General features: G+C 70.0%; 12 protein-coding genes. 8 read left to right on the forward strand and 4 right to left on the reverse strand.

What is annotated here, in order from left to right; translation table 11 throughout:
* Window positions 1–67: 67 nt before the first annotated feature.
* The 4 genes from SALPAC4_RS0118680 to SALPAC4_RS0118695 all read right to left on the reverse strand — a co-directional run bounded on the left by SALPAC4_RS0118680 (window position 68) and on the right by SALPAC4_RS0118695 (window position 4082).
* Window positions 68–1129, reverse strand: coding sequence for an ABC transporter permease (locus SALPAC4_RS0118680; protein ID WP_019871620.1), 1062 nt, complete (start codon window positions 1127–1129; stop codon window positions 68–70).
* On the reverse strand, window positions 1126–2010 hold the full coding sequence (locus SALPAC4_RS0118685) for an ABC transporter ATP-binding protein (RefSeq protein WP_019871621.1): 885 nt from the start codon (window positions 2008–2010) through the stop codon (window positions 1126–1128). Before SALPAC4_RS0118685 ends, SALPAC4_RS0118680 begins: the two co-directional genes overlap by 4 nt.
* A gap of 90 nt (window positions 2011–2100) precedes the next feature.
* The gene (locus SALPAC4_RS0118690; RefSeq protein ID WP_019871622.1) at window positions 2101–2793 is read right to left on the reverse strand and encodes a response regulator; all 693 of its coding nucleotides are present in this window, start codon (window positions 2791–2793) and stop codon (window positions 2101–2103) included.
* Window positions 2790–4082 (reverse strand): sensor histidine kinase, encoded by a 1293-nt coding sequence (locus tag SALPAC4_RS0118695; protein WP_019871623.1) that lies wholly within the window; start codon window positions 4080–4082, stop codon window positions 2790–2792. Before SALPAC4_RS0118695 ends, SALPAC4_RS0118690 begins: the two co-directional genes overlap by 4 nt.
* 533 nt (window positions 4083–4615) lie before the next feature.
* Between SALPAC4_RS0118695 and SALPAC4_RS0118700 the strand changes: the two genes are divergently transcribed.
* The 8 genes from SALPAC4_RS0118700 (at window position 4616) to SALPAC4_RS0118735 (ending at window position 17432) form a co-directional block, all read left to right on the forward strand.
* Window positions 4616–6397: a proline--tRNA ligase gene (locus SALPAC4_RS0118700; protein WP_019871624.1), complete on the forward strand. Its 1782-nt coding sequence runs from the start codon at window positions 4616–4618 to the stop codon at window positions 6395–6397.
* 184 nt (window positions 6398–6581) lie between these two features.
* A complete protein-coding gene (gene dnaE, locus SALPAC4_RS0118705) occupies window positions 6582–10115 on the forward strand; it encodes a DNA polymerase III subunit alpha (protein ID WP_019871625.1) in 3534 nt (1177 codons plus the stop codon).
* An 81-nt stretch (window positions 10116–10196) separates the two neighbouring features.
* Window positions 10197–11240 carry an aminotransferase class V-fold PLP-dependent enzyme gene (locus SALPAC4_RS0118710; protein WP_027644358.1) on the forward strand — a complete coding sequence of 348 codons (1044 nt, stop codon included), beginning with the start codon at window positions 10197–10199 and terminating at the stop codon, window positions 11238–11240.
* Window positions 11241–12804: 1564 nt separating this feature from the next.
* On the forward strand, window positions 12805–13566 hold the full coding sequence (locus SALPAC4_RS0118715) for an ABC transporter ATP-binding protein (RefSeq protein ID WP_019871628.1): 762 nt from the start codon (window positions 12805–12807) through the stop codon (window positions 13564–13566).
* Window positions 13553–14245 carry an ABC transporter ATP-binding protein gene (locus SALPAC4_RS0118720; protein ID WP_019871629.1) on the forward strand — a complete coding sequence of 231 codons (693 nt, stop codon included), beginning with the start codon at window positions 13553–13555 and terminating at the stop codon, window positions 14243–14245. The genes SALPAC4_RS0118715 and SALPAC4_RS0118720 overlap by 14 nt, the downstream gene beginning before the upstream one ends.
* Window positions 14246–14284: 39 nt before the next feature.
* On the forward strand, window positions 14285–15544 hold the full coding sequence (locus tag SALPAC4_RS0118725; protein ID WP_019871630.1) for an ABC transporter substrate-binding protein: 1260 nt from the start codon (window positions 14285–14287) through the stop codon (window positions 15542–15544).
* Window positions 15541–16422 (forward strand): branched-chain amino acid ABC transporter permease, encoded by an 882-nt coding sequence (locus SALPAC4_RS0118730; protein WP_019871631.1) that lies wholly within the window; start codon window positions 15541–15543, stop codon window positions 16420–16422. The genes SALPAC4_RS0118725 and SALPAC4_RS0118730 overlap by 4 nt, the downstream gene beginning before the upstream one ends.
* Complete coding sequence (locus tag SALPAC4_RS0118735) at window positions 16419–17432, forward strand: branched-chain amino acid ABC transporter permease (protein ID WP_019871632.1); 1014 nt, start codon at window positions 16419–16421, stop codon at window positions 17430–17432. Before SALPAC4_RS0118730 ends, SALPAC4_RS0118735 begins: the two co-directional genes overlap by 4 nt.
* Window positions 17433–17453: the final 21 nt, after the last annotated feature.

The raw sequence follows: 17453 nt of genomic DNA on the forward strand, positions 1-17453 counted from the left end.
TTGGTCGGGCGCACCCCGTGGATCCGGCCCGAGCCGGATCCACGGGGTGCGCTTTTCGGGGTGAGATTCAGTCCACTGTCTCTCGTTCCCGCCAGGCCGTCCGGAGTGAGGTGTTGCCGTTGGTCCGCAGCAGCGACCCCTCGTACACCCGGGCACCGGCGGCCAGGACCGCGAGCGCGGTGACCAGGAGCAGGGCCAGGGACAGGGGAGGTTCCCAACCAGCGGCGTCCCCGGTGAACAGCCGGAGCGGCATCGCGGTCGGCGCCGAGAACGGCACGTAGGACAGCACCTGCATGGCGAATGCGTTGTCGCTGAGGAAGATCACCCCGAAGAACGGGATCATCACCACCAACTGGACCGGCATGGCCACCGTGCCGATGTCTTCCAGTCGGCTGACCAGGGCTCCCGCCGCCGCCCAGAGCGCGGCGATCAGGACGAAGCCGAGCAGGAAGTACGGCAGGAACCAACCGATCGCTGGCCCGAGAAGGTTCAGCAGCTCGCTGTCACCGAAGAGTCGCAGGCCCACGACCGCGACGAGCGCCACCAGCGCGATCTGACCCAGGGCCAGCAGGGTGCCGGCGATCATCTTGCCGAGGAGCAGGGCTCGTACCGACACGGCGGCCACCAGGATCTCGACGATCCGGGTCTGCTTCTCCTCGATGATGCTCTGTGCGATCTGTACGCCGAAGGTCTGGGACGTGAGGAGAAAAACGAACGCGAAGATGAACGGCACCAGGGCAGCCCCCGGTGGTTCCGCCGGGGTGGGGTTCAGCAACCGTACCGGCGGTTCGACGCTGAGCGCCGCCACCACGTCGGCGGGGGCCTCCTCCCGGGCGAGGACCGTTGGCCCGGCGACCACCGCCGCGTCGGTGTCGCCGTCCCGAACCGCCCGTTCGGCGGCGGCGTCGTCGGGTACCTCGCGGACCTCGAGTCCGGCGGCGCGCAGTTCGGCCGAGACCGCCGGGGTAGCGGCCACCGTGGACGGGCCGCCCGACAGTAGCGACGGCAGCGTCGTCGCGGCGGCGGCGATGAGTAAAAAGATCAGCGTACTGAGGAGAAAGGTGCGGTCGCGCAGCTTGGCCCGAACTTCACGGGCCGCGACCAACCGGGTGGCGGCGAGGGTGTTCACAGGGCGACCTCTCGGAAGATCTCGGCCAGCGACGGGACAACGGGTCGGAACTCGCGGACGGGCCCACGGGCGAGCGCGGCGTGGAGTACTGGTTGCTCATCCGCCCCTCGGGGCAACTCGAACACGGCGCGGGCGCCCTCGAGCTCGACCAGGGTCACGCCCGGGTGGTCGCGTAGCCAGCCGGCGTCGTTCTCCACCACCAGTTCGTAGCGGGGCGCGGTGTGCGTGGCCCGTAGCTGCGTCCGGCTGCCGGCGGCGCGGATCGTCCCCGCGCTGATGATCACCAGGTCGTCGCAGAGCCGCTCTACCACGTCCAACTGGTGGCTGGAGAAGAGCACCGGTACCCCCGCGGCGGCCCGTTCCTTCAGCACGTCAACGACCGTGTCCACGGCCAGTGGGTCGAGGCCGGAGAAGGGCTCGTCGAGCACCAGCACCTCGGGGTCGGGGACCAGTGCGGCGACGATCTGGGCACGTTGCTGGTTGCCCAGCGACAGCTTCTCCAGCAGGTCGTTGCCGCGGTCGGCGAGACCGACCCGTTCCAGCAACGTATCGGTGTTGCGCGCCGCCGCCGGCGCGGTCATCCCGTGTAACCGGGCCAGGTAGATGAGCTGTTCCCGGACCGCCATCTTCGGGTACAGGCCGCGTTCTTCCGGCATGTACCCGAAGCGCCGACGGACCGCCCGGGTCAGTGGCGCTCCCCGCCAGGTCACCTGGCCGGCGTCGGCGGCGAGTACGCCGAGGATGATGCGCATCGTGGTGGTCTTGCCGGCACCGTTGCCGCCGACGAAGCCGGTCATCCGACCGGCCTCCGCGTCGAAGGACACATTCTGGAGCACGCGTCGGCCACCGAAGCTGCGGTCAACGCCGTCGAGTCGGAGCATGTTCGTCACGCTGGCAACGCTAGATCACCTCGCGCCCCGCTCCGTCCCCCCGCAGGTGGACGACCCGCTCCACCCCGCGACGGAGGCGGCTCACCTCCCCGGCCGCACCACCCCGTGCTCGTACGCGAAGACCACCGCCTGCACCCGGTCCCGCAGGCCGAGTTTGGCCAGCACCCGGCTGACATGGGTCTTCACGGTCGCCTCGCCGAGCCGGAGGGTGGCCGCGATCTCGGCGTTGCTCGCCCCGGAGGCGACCAGAACCAGTACCTCGTGCTCGCGTGGCGTGAGGTCCGGCAGCACCCCGGCTGCCGTCGTTGCTTCGCCGCCCGGCCTGGCGAAGGCGGCGATCACTCGCCGGGTGAGTTCGGGGGCGATGAGGCCATCGCCGCGGGCGACCACCCGGATCGCCGCTACGAGCGCCTCCGGCGTGCCGTTCTTCAGCAGGAATCCACTGGCTCCGGCGCGCAGCGCGGCGAACAGATAGTCGTCCCGGTCGAAGGTGGTGAGGATCAACACCGCCGGAGCGTGCGGTCGGCCTACGTCCCCGACGATCCGTCGGGTCGCCTCCAGCCCGTCGACCCGGGGCATCTCCACGTCCATCAGGACCACGTCCGGGCGGAGCGCCCCGGCCATGCTCACCGCCCGCTCGCCGTCCGCGGCCTCCCCGACGACGTGGATGTCGTCCTCCACCTCGAGGATGACCCGGAACCCGGTACGCACGAGGTGGTGGTCGTCGGCGAGCAGGATCCGGATGGCCCGGCTGGTCGCCGGCGCGGCGGTCACGTCGCCTGCCGCTCGGTCAGCGACAGCGGGAAGCGGGCCCGGACCCGCCAGCCGCCGACGGCGCGAGGGCCGATCTCCAGCGTGCCCCCATGGGTGGCGACCCGCTCGCGCATACCGACCAGGCCCACCCCGTCCGCATTCGTCGTGCCGCTGCCGCGGCCGTCGTCGGTCACGTCCACCTCCACCTCGTGCGCCAGGTAGCGGATCCGTACCTCCAGTGTGGTCGCCGCCGCGGCGTGTTTGAGCGTGTTCGTCACTGCTTCCTGCACGATCCGGTACGTCGCCTGGGAGATCGACTCCGGGATCGGCACCGGCTCGCCGTACACCCCCAGCGTGGCTCCCAGCCCGGTCTCGCGCGCCCGCTCGACCACGGCGGCGACCCGGCTGATCCCGGGAGGCGGTTCGATGGTGTCCGGCTCGTGGTCGCGGGCCCGTAGGACGCCGAGCATCCGGCGTAGCTCGTCCACCGCCGTGCGGGCCGACTCCTCGACCGCGGCCAGTGCGGTGCGGGCCTTGGCCGGATCCCGGTCGAGGATCCGGCGGCAGGCGGCAGCCTGCACCCCCATCACCGAGACGTGGTGGGCGACGACGTCGTGCAGTTCCCGGGCGATCCGCACCCGCTCCCCGACCACGGCGTGCGCTCTGACTTCGGCCTGTGACCGGCGTAGCTCATCGGCCTGCGCCTGGAGTTCGTGCTCCCGTCGGGCGGCCAGCCAGGCGATCTCACCGAAGAAGTAGGCGAACCCGAAGAACAGGATGTTGAAGAGTGCGTCGGTGAGCACCGCGGCGATCAGCGGGGGGATCGGTCCCACGGCGTCGGCGAACACCTCGGGGGACGGGTCCGCCAGCACGCTGCCCAGATTGACCGAGTACCAGAAACCGATCCAACCGAACATGGCGGCGATCACGCCGATCCGAATCCGACGGGCCAGGCGGCGGTCCGGTCCCCAGGCGCCGAGGGTGTAGATGGCCGTGAACAGCACCCCCGTGGTGACCCGCGTCTCCGGCGCGGAGCGGGCTTGTGCCGCGACGAACGCGACCGAGATGACCAGCGTCGTCGCTACCGGGAATCGTCGCCGCCAGATCAGCGGTAGGCCCACCGCGACGGCCCAGAGCAGTTGTTCCGGGAACGACGGTGGCGGGCCGGGCAGGAACAGACCCGTGCCGCGGGTGAGGGTGAGGCTGGCTATCGCCAGCACGGTCACGGCCAGCCCCACAATGAGGTCCCGCCGTTGCTGCTCCGGGGTCGGCCCGGGCCGCCGCCAGTGCGTCCCCGCCGCGGTGTCCATCGGTCGATGATGTTATCTCGCCGGACCGACGCTGCTCCCGGCACGGGCCTGGTGTCGGGGCGGTCTCTCGGTGCGGCCCGCCGGAGGCGTGCCGACGGCCGGGGGAGTTTTCCGCTACAGTCGCAGTGGTTGATGTGGAGGGTGGGCGCTGATGAGCGGCATCGAGCAGGGCAGGCCGAGCCCGGTGCTCGTTGTGCCCTCCGGCCCGCCGGCGCCTCGACCTACTCCGCCGGCGCCCCGCTGAGCGACGTTCCGTCGCCGGCGGGTGTCCGCGCCGGCAACCCTCCCGGCGGCTTGGCCGCTTCCGGCGGCTTGGCCGCTTCCGGCGGCTCGGCCCCTCCCGGCGGCTCGGCCCCTCCCGGCGGCTAGGTCGCTTCCGTCGGGCTCGGCCCCTTCCGGCGTCCAGGCCGCTTCGCGCCCGCCGCCTTTCCGCCTTCCCCGCGCGCACCCTGAGGTTATTCACCGCATCGACCCCGGGTCATTTCCTAACCCTGAGCAGCGCCATTCTGATTTGTGAGGGCATATCCATGAAAATGTCGACCATGTTCGGCGCTACCCTGCACACCGCGCCGGGACGTTCCGAGTCCGAGGGACACCAACTGCTCCAGCGAGCCGCCATGCTCCGGCAGGTGGGGCAGGGCATCTTCGCCTATCTTCCGCTCGGTTGGCGCACCATCCGCAAGATCGAGGCCGTGCTGCGCGCGGAGCTGGAGCGGGTCGGGGGACAGGAGGTCTCGATGCCGGTGGTGAATCCGGCGGAGCTGTGGAAGCAGTCCGGTCGATACTTCACGATCGGCCCGGAGCTGGCTCGCTTTCGGGATCGCCGCGGCCGGGACCTGGTGCTGGCGATGACCCACGAGGAGTTGGTGACGTTCCTCGGCCGGTCGGAGATCGAGTCCTACCGTCAGCTGCCGCGGCTGGTGTTTCAGCTCCAGACGAAGTTCCGGGACGACCCGCGTCCGCGGGCCGGTCTGATCCGGGTACGGGAGTTCGTCATGAAGGACGCGTACAGCTTCGATGCGGACGCGGCGGGGCTGGCGGCGCGGTACCGGACCCAGTACCAGGCGTACTTCAACATCTTCCGGCGGTGCGGGCTGCCGGTCGCGGCGGTCGGCTCCGACGTGGGCATGATGGGCGGCAGCCTGGCCCACGAGTTCGTCTACCTCACCCCGATCGGCGAGGACACGCTGCTGATCTGCGACTCCTGTGGCTTCGCCGCCAACCGGGAGGCCGCCACCTTCGGCAAGCCGGCGCCGGCCACCGCGCCGCGGGCGGAGATGGCGGAGATCGCCACCCCGGGGGCCACCACCATCGAGGCGCTGACGGCGGCGCTGGGCGTGCCGGCGGCCGAGACCGCCAAGGCGATCTTCCTGGCCGCGTCGCGGGAGGAGCGCGACCAGACGGTCCGCACCGAGTTCATCCTGGCGGTCGTCCGGGGTGACATGGAGGCGAACGAGACCAAGATCGGCAACCTGGTGCAGGCGGCGGAGCTGCGTCCGATGACCGAGGAGGAGATCGCCAAGATCGGCGCAGTGGCCGGTTACGGCTCGCCGGTCGGGGTAACGGGCGTGACCGTCGTCGTTGACGAGCTGGTCGCCGCGTCCACGAACCTGGTCGCGGGCGCCAACCGGGAGGGCCTGCACCTGCGTAACGTCAACGTGGGGCGGGACTTCGTCGCCGATCACGTCGGCGACATCACCGCCGCCCGCGCCGGTGACGCCTGCGCGGAGTGCGGCAGCGAACTGCGGACCGCCCGTGGGGTCGAGGTAGGGCAGATCTTCCAGCTCGGCACCCGCTACTCGACCGCCCTCGGTGCGGAGTACCTCGACGCCGACGGCCAGCGTAAGCCGGTGACCATGGGCTGCTACGGGATTGGCGTGGGGCGGTTGCTCGCCTGCCTCGCGGAGGAGCACCGAGACGACCGGGGACTGCGGCTCCCGGTCACCATCGCGCCGTACCAGGTGCACCTCACCCTCCTCGACGACCTGGCGTCCGCCGCCGGTGGGCTGGCCCGGCGGGTCTACGACGAGCTCTGGGCGGCCGGAGTGGAGGTGCTCTTTGACGACCGGGCCGAGCGGGCCGGCGTCAAGTTCGCCGACGCGGACGTGATCGGTCTGCCGCTGCGGCTCACCATCGGTCGGCGTAGCGTCGCCGACGGCGCGGCCGAGGTAAGGGACCGGGTGACCGGGGTCACGACGCAGGTGCCCTTCGCCGAGGTGGTGGCCGAGCTGGTCCGGCGGATCGCCGCCCTGCGGGCCGACGTCGAGGCGACGGTGGTCCCGGTGGAGCTGCCGGCCGAGGTGTTCGCGGATTGATCCCGCGCCGGCGGATCCGGCGGTGTCGGCCTGGCTCCGGGGCGGCACCGCCGGGGTGCTTTTTCCGGCGCCCCGGCGCCGGGCCGGGCGCCCCGCGCGGCTCGCTGGAGGTGTGTCAGCGGCCGGGGATAGGGTGGGCCGACCGTTCTTCTCACCACCCATGAAGCGACCCGGGGGGCCACGCATGGGCGATTCGTTCGCGCATCTGCACGTGCACACTGAGTATTCGATGCTCGACGGTGCGGCCCGGCTGAAGGACTTGTTCGCCGAGGTCAACCGGCAGGGGATGCCCGCCGTGGCGATGACCGACCACGGCAACATGCACGGCGCGAACGACTTCTACAAGCAGGCGATGGCGGCCGGCGTCACACCGATCCTGGGGATCGAGGCGTACGTCGCGCCAGAGTCGCGGTTCCACAAGAAGCGGGTCCGCTGGGGGCGGCCGGAGCAGAAGAGCGACGACGTCTCCGGCAGCGGTGGCTACACCCACATGACCATCTGGGCGAAGAACAAGGTCGGTCTGCACAACCTGTTCAAGCTGACCAGCCGCTCGTTCACCGAGGGGTTCTTCGTCAAGTGGCCACGGATGGACGCGGAGCTCCTCGCCGAGCACTCCGAGGGGTTGATCGCCACCACCGGTTGCCCCTCCGGCGAGGTGCAGACCCGGCTCCGGCTGGACCAGTACGACGAGGCGCTGAAGGCCGCCGCGAAATACCAGGACATCTTCGGCAAGGAGAATTTCTTCCTGGAGGTGATGGACCACGGCATCGACATCGAACGCCGGGTCCGCCAGGAGCTGACGGAGATCTCCCACAAGCTGGATATCCCGCCGGTGGTGACGAACGACTCGCACTACACCTACCAGGCGCAGTCCGAGGCGCACGACGTGCTGCTCTGCGTGCAGACCGCGGCGAACGTCGCCGATCCGAACCGGTTCCGGTTCGACGGCAGCGGCTACTACATCAAGTCCGCCGACGAGATGCGCGCCGTCGACTCCTCCGAACTGTGGCTCGCGGGCTGCCGGAACACCCTGCTGGTGGCGGAGATGGTCGACCCGGCCGGGATGTTCGACTTCCGGAACCTGATGCCGGTCTTCCCGGTGCCGGAGGGGGAGACCGACGAGTCCTGGTTCCGCAAGGAGACGTTCAAGGGGCTCGCCCGCCGCTTCCCGAACGGCGTCCCGGAGACCCACGTCAAGCAGGCCGAATATGAGCTGGGCGTCATCATCCAGATGGGGTTCCCGTCCTACTTCCTCGTGGTGGCCGACTTCATCCAGTGGGCCAAGAACGAGGGAATCGCCGTGGGACCGGGCCGCGGCTCGGCCGCCGGTTCACTCGTCGCGTACGCCCTCGGCATCACCGACCTGGACCCGTTGCCACACGGCTTGATCTTCGAGCGGTTCCTCAACCCCGAGCGGGTCTCGATGCCGGATGTCGACATCGACTTCGACGAGCGTCGGCGCGGTGAGGTGATCAAATACGTCACCGAGAAGTGGGGCGAGGACAAGGTCGCCCAGATCGCGACCTTCGGCACGATCAAGGCGAAGGCCGCGATCAAGGACTCGGCGCGGGTGCTCGGCTACCCGTACGCGGTCGGCGACCGGATCACCAAGGCGATGCCACCGGCGGTGATGGGTAAGGACATCCCGCTGACCGGCATCTTCGACCCGAAGCACTCCCGGTACGCGGAGGCCGGCGAGATCCGTGGTCTCTACGAGTCCGACCCGGACGTCAAGAAGGTCATCGACACGGCGCGCGGAATCGAGGGGCTGATTCGGCAGACGGGGGTGCACGCCGCCGGGGTCATCATGTCCGCCGAGCCGATCGTCGATCACATCCCGTTGATGCGCCGGGACGCCGACGGGGCGATCATCACGCAGTTCGACTACCCGACCTGCGAGTCGCTCGGGCTGCTGAAGATGGACTTCCTCGGCCTGCGCAACCTGACCATCATCGACGACGCGCTGAAGAACATCGAGAGCAACCACGGGCGCACGGTCGACCTGCTCCAGCTGCCGCTGGACGACAAGCCGACCTATGAGCTGCTGTCCCGGGGCGACACCCTGGGCGTGTTCCAGCTCGACGGCGGGCCGATGCGGTCGCTGCTGCGGACGATGAAGCCGGACAACTTCGAGGACATCTCCGCCGTTCTGGCGTTGTACCGGCCGGGCCCGATGGGTGCCAACTCCCACACCAACTACGCGCTGCGTAAGAACGGCCTCCAGGAGATCACGCCGATCCATTCGGAGCTGGCCGAACCACTGGAGGAGATCCTCGGCCCTACCTACGGCCTGATCGTCTACCAGGAGCAGGTGCAGCGCGCCGCCCAGGTCCTCGCCGGCTACAGCCTCGGCAAGGCCGACCTGCTGCGCCGGGCGATGGGCAAGAAGAAGAAGGAGGTCCTCGACAAGGAGTTCGTGCCGTTCCGCGACGGCATGCGCGGCAACGGCTACTCCGACGAGGCCATCCAGACCCTATGGGACATCCTCGTCCCCTTCGCCGACTACGCGTTCAACAAGGCCCACACCGCCGGGTACGGCCTGGTGTCGTACTGGACCGGCTACCTCAAGGCGAACTATCCGGCCGAGTACATGGCGGCGTTGCTCACCTCGGTGGGGGACGACAAGGACAAGATGGCGCTCTACCTGTCGGAGTGCCGCCGGATGGGCATCCAGGTGCTCCCGCCGGATGTGAACACCTCGGCCGGGCCGTTCACCCCGGTTGGCCGGGACATCCGGTTCGGCCTGGCCGCGATCCGCAACGTCGGCGCGAACGTGGTCACCGCGATCATGCGCTGTCGGGGGGAGAAGGGCGCCTACGCCGACTTCTACGACTTCCTGTCCAAGGTGGAGGCGGTCGTCTGCAACAAGAAGACCATTGAATCCCTGATCAAGGCCGGCGCGTTCGACTCGCTCAACCACTCCCGCCGGGGCCTGCTCACGGTGCACGCCGACGCCATCGACGCGTACGCCGACGTCAAGCGCAAGGAGGCCGTCGGCCAGTACGACCTCTTCGGCGCCGGGTTCGCCGACACCGACGCCGGGCAGAGCACCACGGTGATGCCGGTGATCGGCGAGGGGGAGTGGGACAAGCGGGAGAAGCTCGCCTTCGAGCGCGAGATGCTCGGCCTCTACGTCTCCGACCATCCGCTGTTCGGGCTGGAGCATGTGCTCGGCGCGGCCGCCGACACCACCATCGCGGCCCTTTCCGAGGAGGGCACCGTCCCCGACGGGACGGTGGTGACCCTCGCGGGCATCCTCTCCGGGGTGCAGCGCCGGGTCACCAAGCAGGGCCGGGCGTGGGCGTCGGCGACGCTGGAGGACCTGGCCGGCGGGGTGGAGACGCTGTTCTTCCCCAACACCTACGAGGTGATCGGGGAATACATCGCCGAGGACGCGATCGTGGTGGTCAAGGGGCGGGTCGACCGCCGGGACGACACCCCGCGGATCATGGCCATGGACATGTCGATCCCGGATGTCAGCAGCAACCCGGCGAACAAGCCGGTCACCCTCACCATCCCGGTGACCCGCTGCACGCCGCCGTTGGTGGAGCGGCTCAAGGAGACCCTGGTGCTGCACCCGGGCGACGCGGAGGTGCACGTCAAGCTCCTCAACGGTGGCAAGGTGACCCGGCTGCGCCTCGGTCCGTTCCGGGTGGCGCCGACGACCGCCCTGATGGCCGACCTGAAGAGCGTACTGGGCCCGGCCAACGTGGGCTGACCTCCGCCTGGCCCGGTGCTGGGGCCGCCCGCGTCGAATTGGTTCTCTACGGCGGTGGGCCCGGTCGCTAGCGTCGGTACCATGCGGATCGAGCAGGCACAGCAGCTGTGGCAGCCCCATGAGGGCTGGCTGAACACCGCCAGCTACGGACTGCCGCCCGATCCGGCGTGGACGGCGTTGCAGGAGGCGCTCGCCGGCTGGCGCACGGGGAACATGGGTGTGACAGGGGAGGGCTGGGACGAGGCCCAGACGCGCACCCGGGCCGCGTTCGCGCGCCTGGTCGGTGTCCCCGAACGGGATGTGGCGATCGGCAGCGCGGCGTCGCAGCTGTTCGCGCCGGTGGCCGCGGCGCTGCCGGCGGGCGCGACCGTGCTGGTCCCCGAGGTCGAGTTCACCTCCAATCTCTTCCCCTGGCTGGTCCAGGAGCAGCGGGGCGTCCGGGTACGCACCGTTCCGCTTGCGGGTCTCGTGGACGCGATCGACGCCGACACCGACCTGGTCGCGTTCAGCCTGGTGCAGTCCGCCGACGGCACGGTGGCCCGCTACGCGGACATCGTCGCCGCGGCCCGGGCCCACGACGCCCTGGTGGCGGTTGACGCCACCCAGGCCTGCGGTTGGCTGCCGTTCGACGCCGCGCTCGCGGATGTGGTCGTTCTCGCCGCGTACAAGTGGTTGCTGGCCCCGAAGGGGACCGCCCTGGCGTACTACGCTCCCGAGCTGCGGGACCGGATGCGCCCCGACGCCGCCGGCTGGTACGCCGGAGCCGACCCGCTGACATCTCTGTACGGCCCGCCGCTGCGCCTCGCCGACAGCGCCCGCCGCTTCGACATCGCCCCGGCCTGGTTCAGCTATATCGGTGCGGCTCCCGCCCTGGAACTGCTGCTGCAGGTGGGGGTTCCGGCGATCCACGCGCACAACGTGGCGCTGGCGAACCGATTCCGCGCCGGCCTGGGGCTACCGCCTGCCGACAGCGCGATCACCACCGCCGAGGTGCCGGAGGCGCAGTCGCGGCTGGAGCGCGCCGGCCTACGGGCGGCGGTACGCGCCGGCCGGGTTCGGGTCTCGTTCCACATATACTCCACAGAGGACGACGTCGATCGGGCCCTCACCGCGTTGACCGGCTGACCGCCCCGAGACGTCCGGGCCGCTGGTCGGGGCGAGCACGGTCGCCCATGCCGCCCCGTAGTGCCTGCTGCCGGCTGCGGTCGCCAACAGCATAGGCCCGACATCCTGCGAGTCGGGCGGACGGAGCCGGTCGGCCAGCACGGCCTTTCTGTTAGGGGTACAGGAGTAGCCCAAAGGTGGCCGCCAAGCTCCACGCTATTAACTTTCGCGGTCTCCGTCGAGTGGAGCCGGCACGGCACCGGGGTGCTCCCGAGGTGGTGGCCGGTGATGCCCCGAAGGTTGGCGCGTCGGCGGGCACGGATTGACAGCGATGCGGATGACGAGGGGCTTACCGAAGGAGCGTCGGTGGGTGCTTCGGTGCCAATGCTGCTGGCCACCAGGGTGTCAGCGTTAGGTTTGCTGTCGAGCTGCCCCACTGGTGGGACCGACGCCAGGGCTCGACCCGGGCTGCCGCTAGCAGGTGCTATTAGCCGGAGTGGACCGAGGTGTCGGCCGAGGCGGGTGCGCCGTCACGAGTCGACCAACATGGACGCACTGGCCCTGCTGGCGCAAACCTGGTCGGCGCGGTCTTTCGGCGGTGGCCAGGGGCGGGTCGGCGCGGTCTTTCGGCGGTGACCAGGGGCGGGCCGACGCGGTCCTTCGGTGGTGGGCCAGGCCCGGCGGGCTGCCGGGCGGGCGGGTCGGGTATTGCTGCGCCCCATCCATGAGGGCAACTCGACAGCGAACGGCGCAGCACCGCCTGGCACCGGCAGGACGGCGCAGCACCGCCTGGCACCGGCAGGACGACGCTCGCCCGCTCGTCGCACTGACCTTGTTGCCCGGAATAGCTCAGTGATGTCACTCCAGTAGTAAATGAAGCTCCTTTCTTTTACAGTTAGGTGCGGTGGCGGAATGCTAATGGGGTCAGCTCTCCCCCCCCGGCGGTGGTGGCCACGTGGGTCCTCTCGGGGCCGGCTGCGGTGAACCGGGGCCCAGTAGGGCTCCGCCCGCCGCGTCGGCTGCGAAACTCGCTGTGGGCCGTCGGAGCGCAGCGATGGAAAGCCGGGGTGTATAGAGTTCTCACGTTCGCAGATCATCTTCGGCGCTGATCAACGAAAGGTCGCCAGGGGCGCGGCCAGCGACCTCGTCCTGTTCTTCTACGGCCGCATACCGCTGGATTCGCTGAAGTTCGAAGGCGACCGTCGTATCTTCGATCAGCTCGCAGCCTGGGATCCGTCCGTGTGACCAGCGACGACACGCCCTGTCCTGCATCGAGGTCAGGCCCGAGGCCGCCGCGAGACGCGTGATCACCCTGCCGGACAACGGTGGTCGCAGGGATTCGGGCCTGCTCTGGCTTGCGCTCGCGCAGACGACGCCCCGGAGTCCGCGTTCGGGGGCGTCGTCCGGCCATCCAAGGGACTGCGCGTTCCGGGGCGTCGTCCGGCCACGCATCCGGGTGCCGGAATGTGGTGTCCGACAACATAGCCTCTCCTCGATCTACGGCCGTAGGTTTCCTGCACACCCGACGGACCTGTGACCGCAGTCACCACTTTCGTCCGTCGCCAGGTCGGGGAGAGGGGTGGCGATGGCCGGGCAAGGCCTCCTGTCGGCCCACGGGCTGACCTGCGACTTCCGGGGCTTCCGCGCGGTCGACGGCGTCGACCTGGCGGTCGCCGAGGGCAGTGTGCATGCGCTCGTCGGCCCGAACGGTGCGGGAAAGACAACCCTGTTCAACCTGCTCACCGGCTTCCTACCGCCCACCGGTGGCCGAATTGAGCTGGCCGGACGCGATATCACCGGCCTGCCGGCGGAGCAGGTCGCCCGCCGGGGCATCGCCCGCTCCTTCCAGATCACCAGCCTCTTTCCGCAGCTGTCCACCCGGGAACATGTCGAGTTGGCGTTGCAGAGTCCGAGCGGGCTGGGCTGGCGGTTCTGGCGGTCGGCGAAGCTGATGCGGCGCTACACCGATCGGGCCGACGAAATGCTGGAGTTGGTCGGCCTGGCCGAGCTGGCGGCGGTTCCCGCCGAGGCGCTCGCCTACGGCCGCAAGCGCGCCCTGGAGCTGGCGATCGCCCTCGCCCTGGACCCGAAGGTGCTGCTGCTGGACGAGCCGACCGCGGGCATGGGGCTGGAGGACGTCGACCGCACCGTCGAGCTGATCGCACAGGTCCGGCGGGGCCGAACCGTGGTGCTGGTCGAGCACAACATGAGCGTCGTCGGGCGGCTCGCCGATACCGTCACCGTCCTGCAGGCCGGCCGGGTCCTCGTCGAAGGCCCATACGAGCAGGTTCGCGCCGACGAACGGGTGATCACCGCCTACCTGGGAGCCGCCGATGCTGCGCATTGAGAACCTATCCGCCTGGTACGGCGAGGCGCAGGTGCTGCGGGACGCCGGTCTCCACGTGGACCCCGGCGAGGTGGTCACCCTGGTGGGCCGCAACGGCGCCGGCAAGTCGACGCTGCTGCGCTGCGTCATGGGCCTGCACCCCGGCTGGCGGGGCAGCGTCGAGCTGGACGGGACAGCGCTGGGCAACCTGTCGGCGGACCGGCGGGCCCGGCGGGGACTCGGCTGGGTTCCCGACGATCGAGGTAGCTACGCCACCCTGACCGTGACCGAGAATCTGACCCTGCCGCCCACCGTTGGGCCCGACCCGTGGTCGCTGGAGCGGGTGTACGAGGCGTTCCCCGCCCTTTACCAGCGGCGTAACTCGGCCGCCACGACGCTCTCCGGCGGCGAGCAACAGATGCTGGCGCTGGCCCGGGTCCTGCGGATGGGCGCCCGCGTGCTGCTCTGCGACGAACCGACCGAAGGGCTGGCGCCGCTGCTCGTACAGCAGGTCGGTGACCTGCTGCGGGAAGCCAAGCGGCACGGGGTGACGGTGCTGCTGGTGGAGCAGAACCTGCGCTTCGCCACCAGCGTCGCCGACCGGCACTACCTGCTGGCCGAGGGGCGCGTCACGGCGGCGATGGAGAACTCCGAGGTGCGGTCGCGGGAACGCGAATTGCTGTCGTATCTCGGCATCTGAGTAGCCAGGACCGATCCCGCGCGGTGCGCGGACGAAGGGATGGTCATGCGTAGGACGGTGGGTTTGGTCGCGGCGGCGACGGCGACGGCGCTCGTGGTCGCCGGCTGCGGTGGTGGGGGTCCCCAATCCGATGGGGACGAGAAGGTGACCGGTGGCGCGATCGTGCTGGGCGTCCTCAACGACCAGTCCGGTGCCTACTCCGAGCTGTCGGGCCGAAACTCGGTCACAGCCGTGGAGCTGGCGATCGCCGACTTCCAGGCGAAGTACGGCGACCGGGCGGTCACCACGGACATCAGCGTGCGCAGCGCAGACCACCAGAACAAACCGGACCTGGCGAACAGCAAGGCCCAGGAGATGTACGACCGGCAGGGGGTCGACCTGATCCTGGACGTGCCCACCTCGTCGGCGGCGCTGCGGGTCGCCGACGTGGCGCAGGAGAAGCGCAGGCTCTACTTCAACATCAGCGCGGCGACCACCGACCTCACCGGTAAGAGCTGCAACAAATACACCTTCCACTACGCGTACGACACGTACATGCTGGCCAACGGCACGGGCCGGACCACCACCGAGCAGGTCGGCCGGAACTGGTACATCCTCTACCCGAACTATGCCTTCGGCCAGGACATGGAGAAGAGCTTCTCCGCGGCCATCGCCGACGCCGGTGGGCGGGTGGTCGGCAAGGACGGGGCGCCGTTCCCGAACACCAGCGGTGACTACTCCAGCTACCTGCTCAAGGCGGCGACGCTGGACCCGAAGCCGGACGTCCTCGGCACAATGCAGGCCGGGGCGGAACTCGTCAACGTGGTGAAGCAGTACAACGAGTTCGCGCTGCGCGACAAGGGCGTGGGTCTGGCCGTCGGCCTGATGTTCATCACCGACATTCACTCGCTCACCCCGGCGGCGCTGGCCGGCACCACCTACACCGACGCCTGGTACTGGAATTTCGACCAGCAGAACCGGGAGTTCGCCGACCGCTTCCAGCAGGAGACCGGCACCCGGCCGTCGTTCGCGCACGCGGCGAACTACTCCGCCGCCACCCAGTACCTGGAGGCGGTGCAGGCGGCCGGGACCGACGACGCCGACGAAATCGTCGCCGAGCTGGAGGGCAAGGAGGTCAACGACGTCTTCCTGCGCAACGGCAAGATCCGGGCCGAGGACCACCGGGTGATCCACGACGCCTACCTGGCCCAGGTGAAGCCGCAGTCGGAGGTCACCGAGGAGTGGGACTACGTACGGATCCTCGACACCATCCCGGCCGAGGAGGCGTTCCGAGCCCCGTCCCCGGACTGCACGCTGTGACCGCTTTTCTCCAGAGCACCTTCAACGGGCTGGTCAGCGGGGCGTTCTACGCCCTGCTCGCGCTCGGCCTCGCGGTCATCTTCGGGATGCTGCGGGTGGTGAACTTCGCCCACGGCGCCTTCTACATGCTCGGCGCCTTCGGCGCGTACGTGCTGCTGGCCGAGGCGGGGGTGCCGTTCTGGGTCGCCCTGGCGGTTGTGCCGCTGGCCCTGGCGTTGCTCGGCATGGCGCTCGAGCGGGCGTTCATCCACCGGCTCACCCGGCTCGACCCGCTCTACAACTTCCTGCTCACCTTCGGCCTCACGTTGATTCTGCAGGACCTGGTGAAGCTCCGGTACGGGGTGCAGTCCAGCCCGTACGAGGTGCCGGCCGGGCTCCGCGGTTCGGTCGACTTCGGGCTCTTCGACTTCCCGACGTACCGGGTCTTCATCCTCGGTTTCGCGGTGGCGGTCTGCGTCGGGGTGTGGTGGGCGCTGGCCCGTACCCGGGTCGGCATGGTCGTTCGCGCCGCGACGGAGCGGCCGGAGCTGACCCGGGCGCTCGGCATCAACGTCGGGCGCTGGATCACCCCGGTCTTCGGCTTCGGTATCGCGCTGGCCGGGCTGGCCGGGGTGCTCGCCGCGCCGATGCGCGCCGTCAACCCGCTGATGGGAGCGGACCTGATCATCGTGGTGTTCGCGGTGGTGGTGATCGGCGGGCTGGGGTCGATCTTCGGCTCGGTCGCCGCCGGCTTCGGGATCGGGATGGTGCAGGCGTGGGCCGAGGCGTACCTCTCCGCCTTCCCGATCGTGGCCCAGACGATCGTCTTCATCGTGATGGCCGCCGTGCTGCTCTGGCGCCCGGCCGGACTCTTCGGCCGGGCGGAGGCGCCAGCATGACGAGCACCGTGAAGAGCAGGTCCGAGCCGGCCGGGCGGGGGGCGGCCAGCGGCCTGGCCGCGGCGGCCCGGGCCCCTGGTTGGGCCCGGTACGCGCTGCTCGTCGCCGGCCTGGCGGTGGCGCTCTGGCTACCGAACGGCCTGTACCCGGCGGTGGCGGTGGACATCCTCTGCTGGGCGCTCTTCGCCGTCGCGGTGGACCTGCTGCTGGGCTTCACCGGCTTGTTGTCCTTCGGGCACGCGGCCTTCTGGGGCGTGTCGGCGTACGTGACCGGTCTGGTGGCGATCCACCTGGGCCTGCCGTTCCCGGCCGCGGTGCTGGCCGGGGCGCTCGCCGCGGCGGTGCTCGCGGCCCCGATCGGCTACCTGGCGGTACGGCGAACCGGAATCTATTTCGCCATGGTCACCCTGGCCTTCGCGCAGCTGGTCTACTACGTCGCCAACGAGTGGCGGTCGGTGACCCAGGGCGAGAACGGCCTGCAGGGGGTGCCGCGGGAGCTGTTTGGGCTGGACCTGACCGACGACTACTACTTCTACTACGCGATCCTGCCGATCGTGCTGCTCGGTCTGGCCGGCGCGTGGCGGATCGTCCACTCGCCGTTCGGTCGGGTGCTGGTCGGGATCCGGGACAATCCGGCGCGCGCCCGTGCGCTCGGCTACCCGGTGCACCGGTACAAGCTCACCGTGTTTGTGCTCTCCGGCTTCCTCGCCGGCCTCGGCGGCGGGCTCTTCGCCGTCAGCCATCGCTTCGTCTCGCTGGAGGTGCTGCACTGGACCACCTCCGGAAAGGCGGTGATCGTGGTGGTTCTCGGCGGCATCGGCACCCTCTGGGGTGGCGTGCTCGGCGCCGGCATCGTGGTCCGCCTGGAGGACTGGCTGTCGTTCTCCGGCTTCGAGGCGATCGGGCTGGTCACCGGCGGCATCTTCGTCGTGGTGGTGCTGCTGTTCCGGCGGGGTATCTGGGGCACCGCGTCCACGTTGGCCCGGCGCTGGTGGGGGCGCCGGGACTGACTCCCGGCCGCGGGGGCGCAC

Origin of the sequence: Salinispora oceanensis (assembly GCF_000383575.1) — a bacterium.
Classification (GTDB): Bacteria; Actinomycetota; Actinomycetes; order Mycobacteriales; family Micromonosporaceae; genus Micromonospora; species Micromonospora oceanensis.

Coding starts and splice junctions, on each gene's coding strand:
- SALPAC4_RS0118685 (WP_019871621.1), bottom strand. CDS start 2,010: ATGCTCCGACTCGACGGCGTTGACCGCAGCTTCGGTGGCCGACGCGTG.
- SALPAC4_RS0118695 (WP_019871623.1), bottom strand. CDS start 4,082: ATGGACACCGCGGCGGGGACGCACTGGCGGCGGCCCGGGCCGACCCCG.
- SALPAC4_RS0118700 (WP_019871624.1), top strand. CDS start 4,616: ATGTCGACCATGTTCGGCGCTACCCTGCACACCGCGCCGGGACGTTCC.
- SALPAC4_RS0118725 (WP_019871630.1), top strand. CDS start 14,285: ATGGTCATGCGTAGGACGGTGGGTTTGGTCGCGGCGGCGACGGCGACG.
- SALPAC4_RS0118735 (WP_019871632.1), top strand. CDS start 16,419: ATGACGAGCACCGTGAAGAGCAGGTCCGAGCCGGCCGGGCGGGGGGCG.
- SALPAC4_RS0118715 (WP_019871628.1), top strand. CDS start 12,805: ATGGCCGGGCAAGGCCTCCTGTCGGCCCACGGGCTGACCTGCGACTTC.
- SALPAC4_RS0118710 (WP_027644358.1), top strand. CDS start 10,197: ATGCGGATCGAGCAGGCACAGCAGCTGTGGCAGCCCCATGAGGGCTGG.
- SALPAC4_RS0118720 (WP_019871629.1), top strand. CDS start 13,553: ATGCTGCGCATTGAGAACCTATCCGCCTGGTACGGCGAGGCGCAGGTG.
- dnaE (WP_019871625.1), top strand. CDS start 6,582: ATGGGCGATTCGTTCGCGCATCTGCACGTGCACACTGAGTATTCGATG.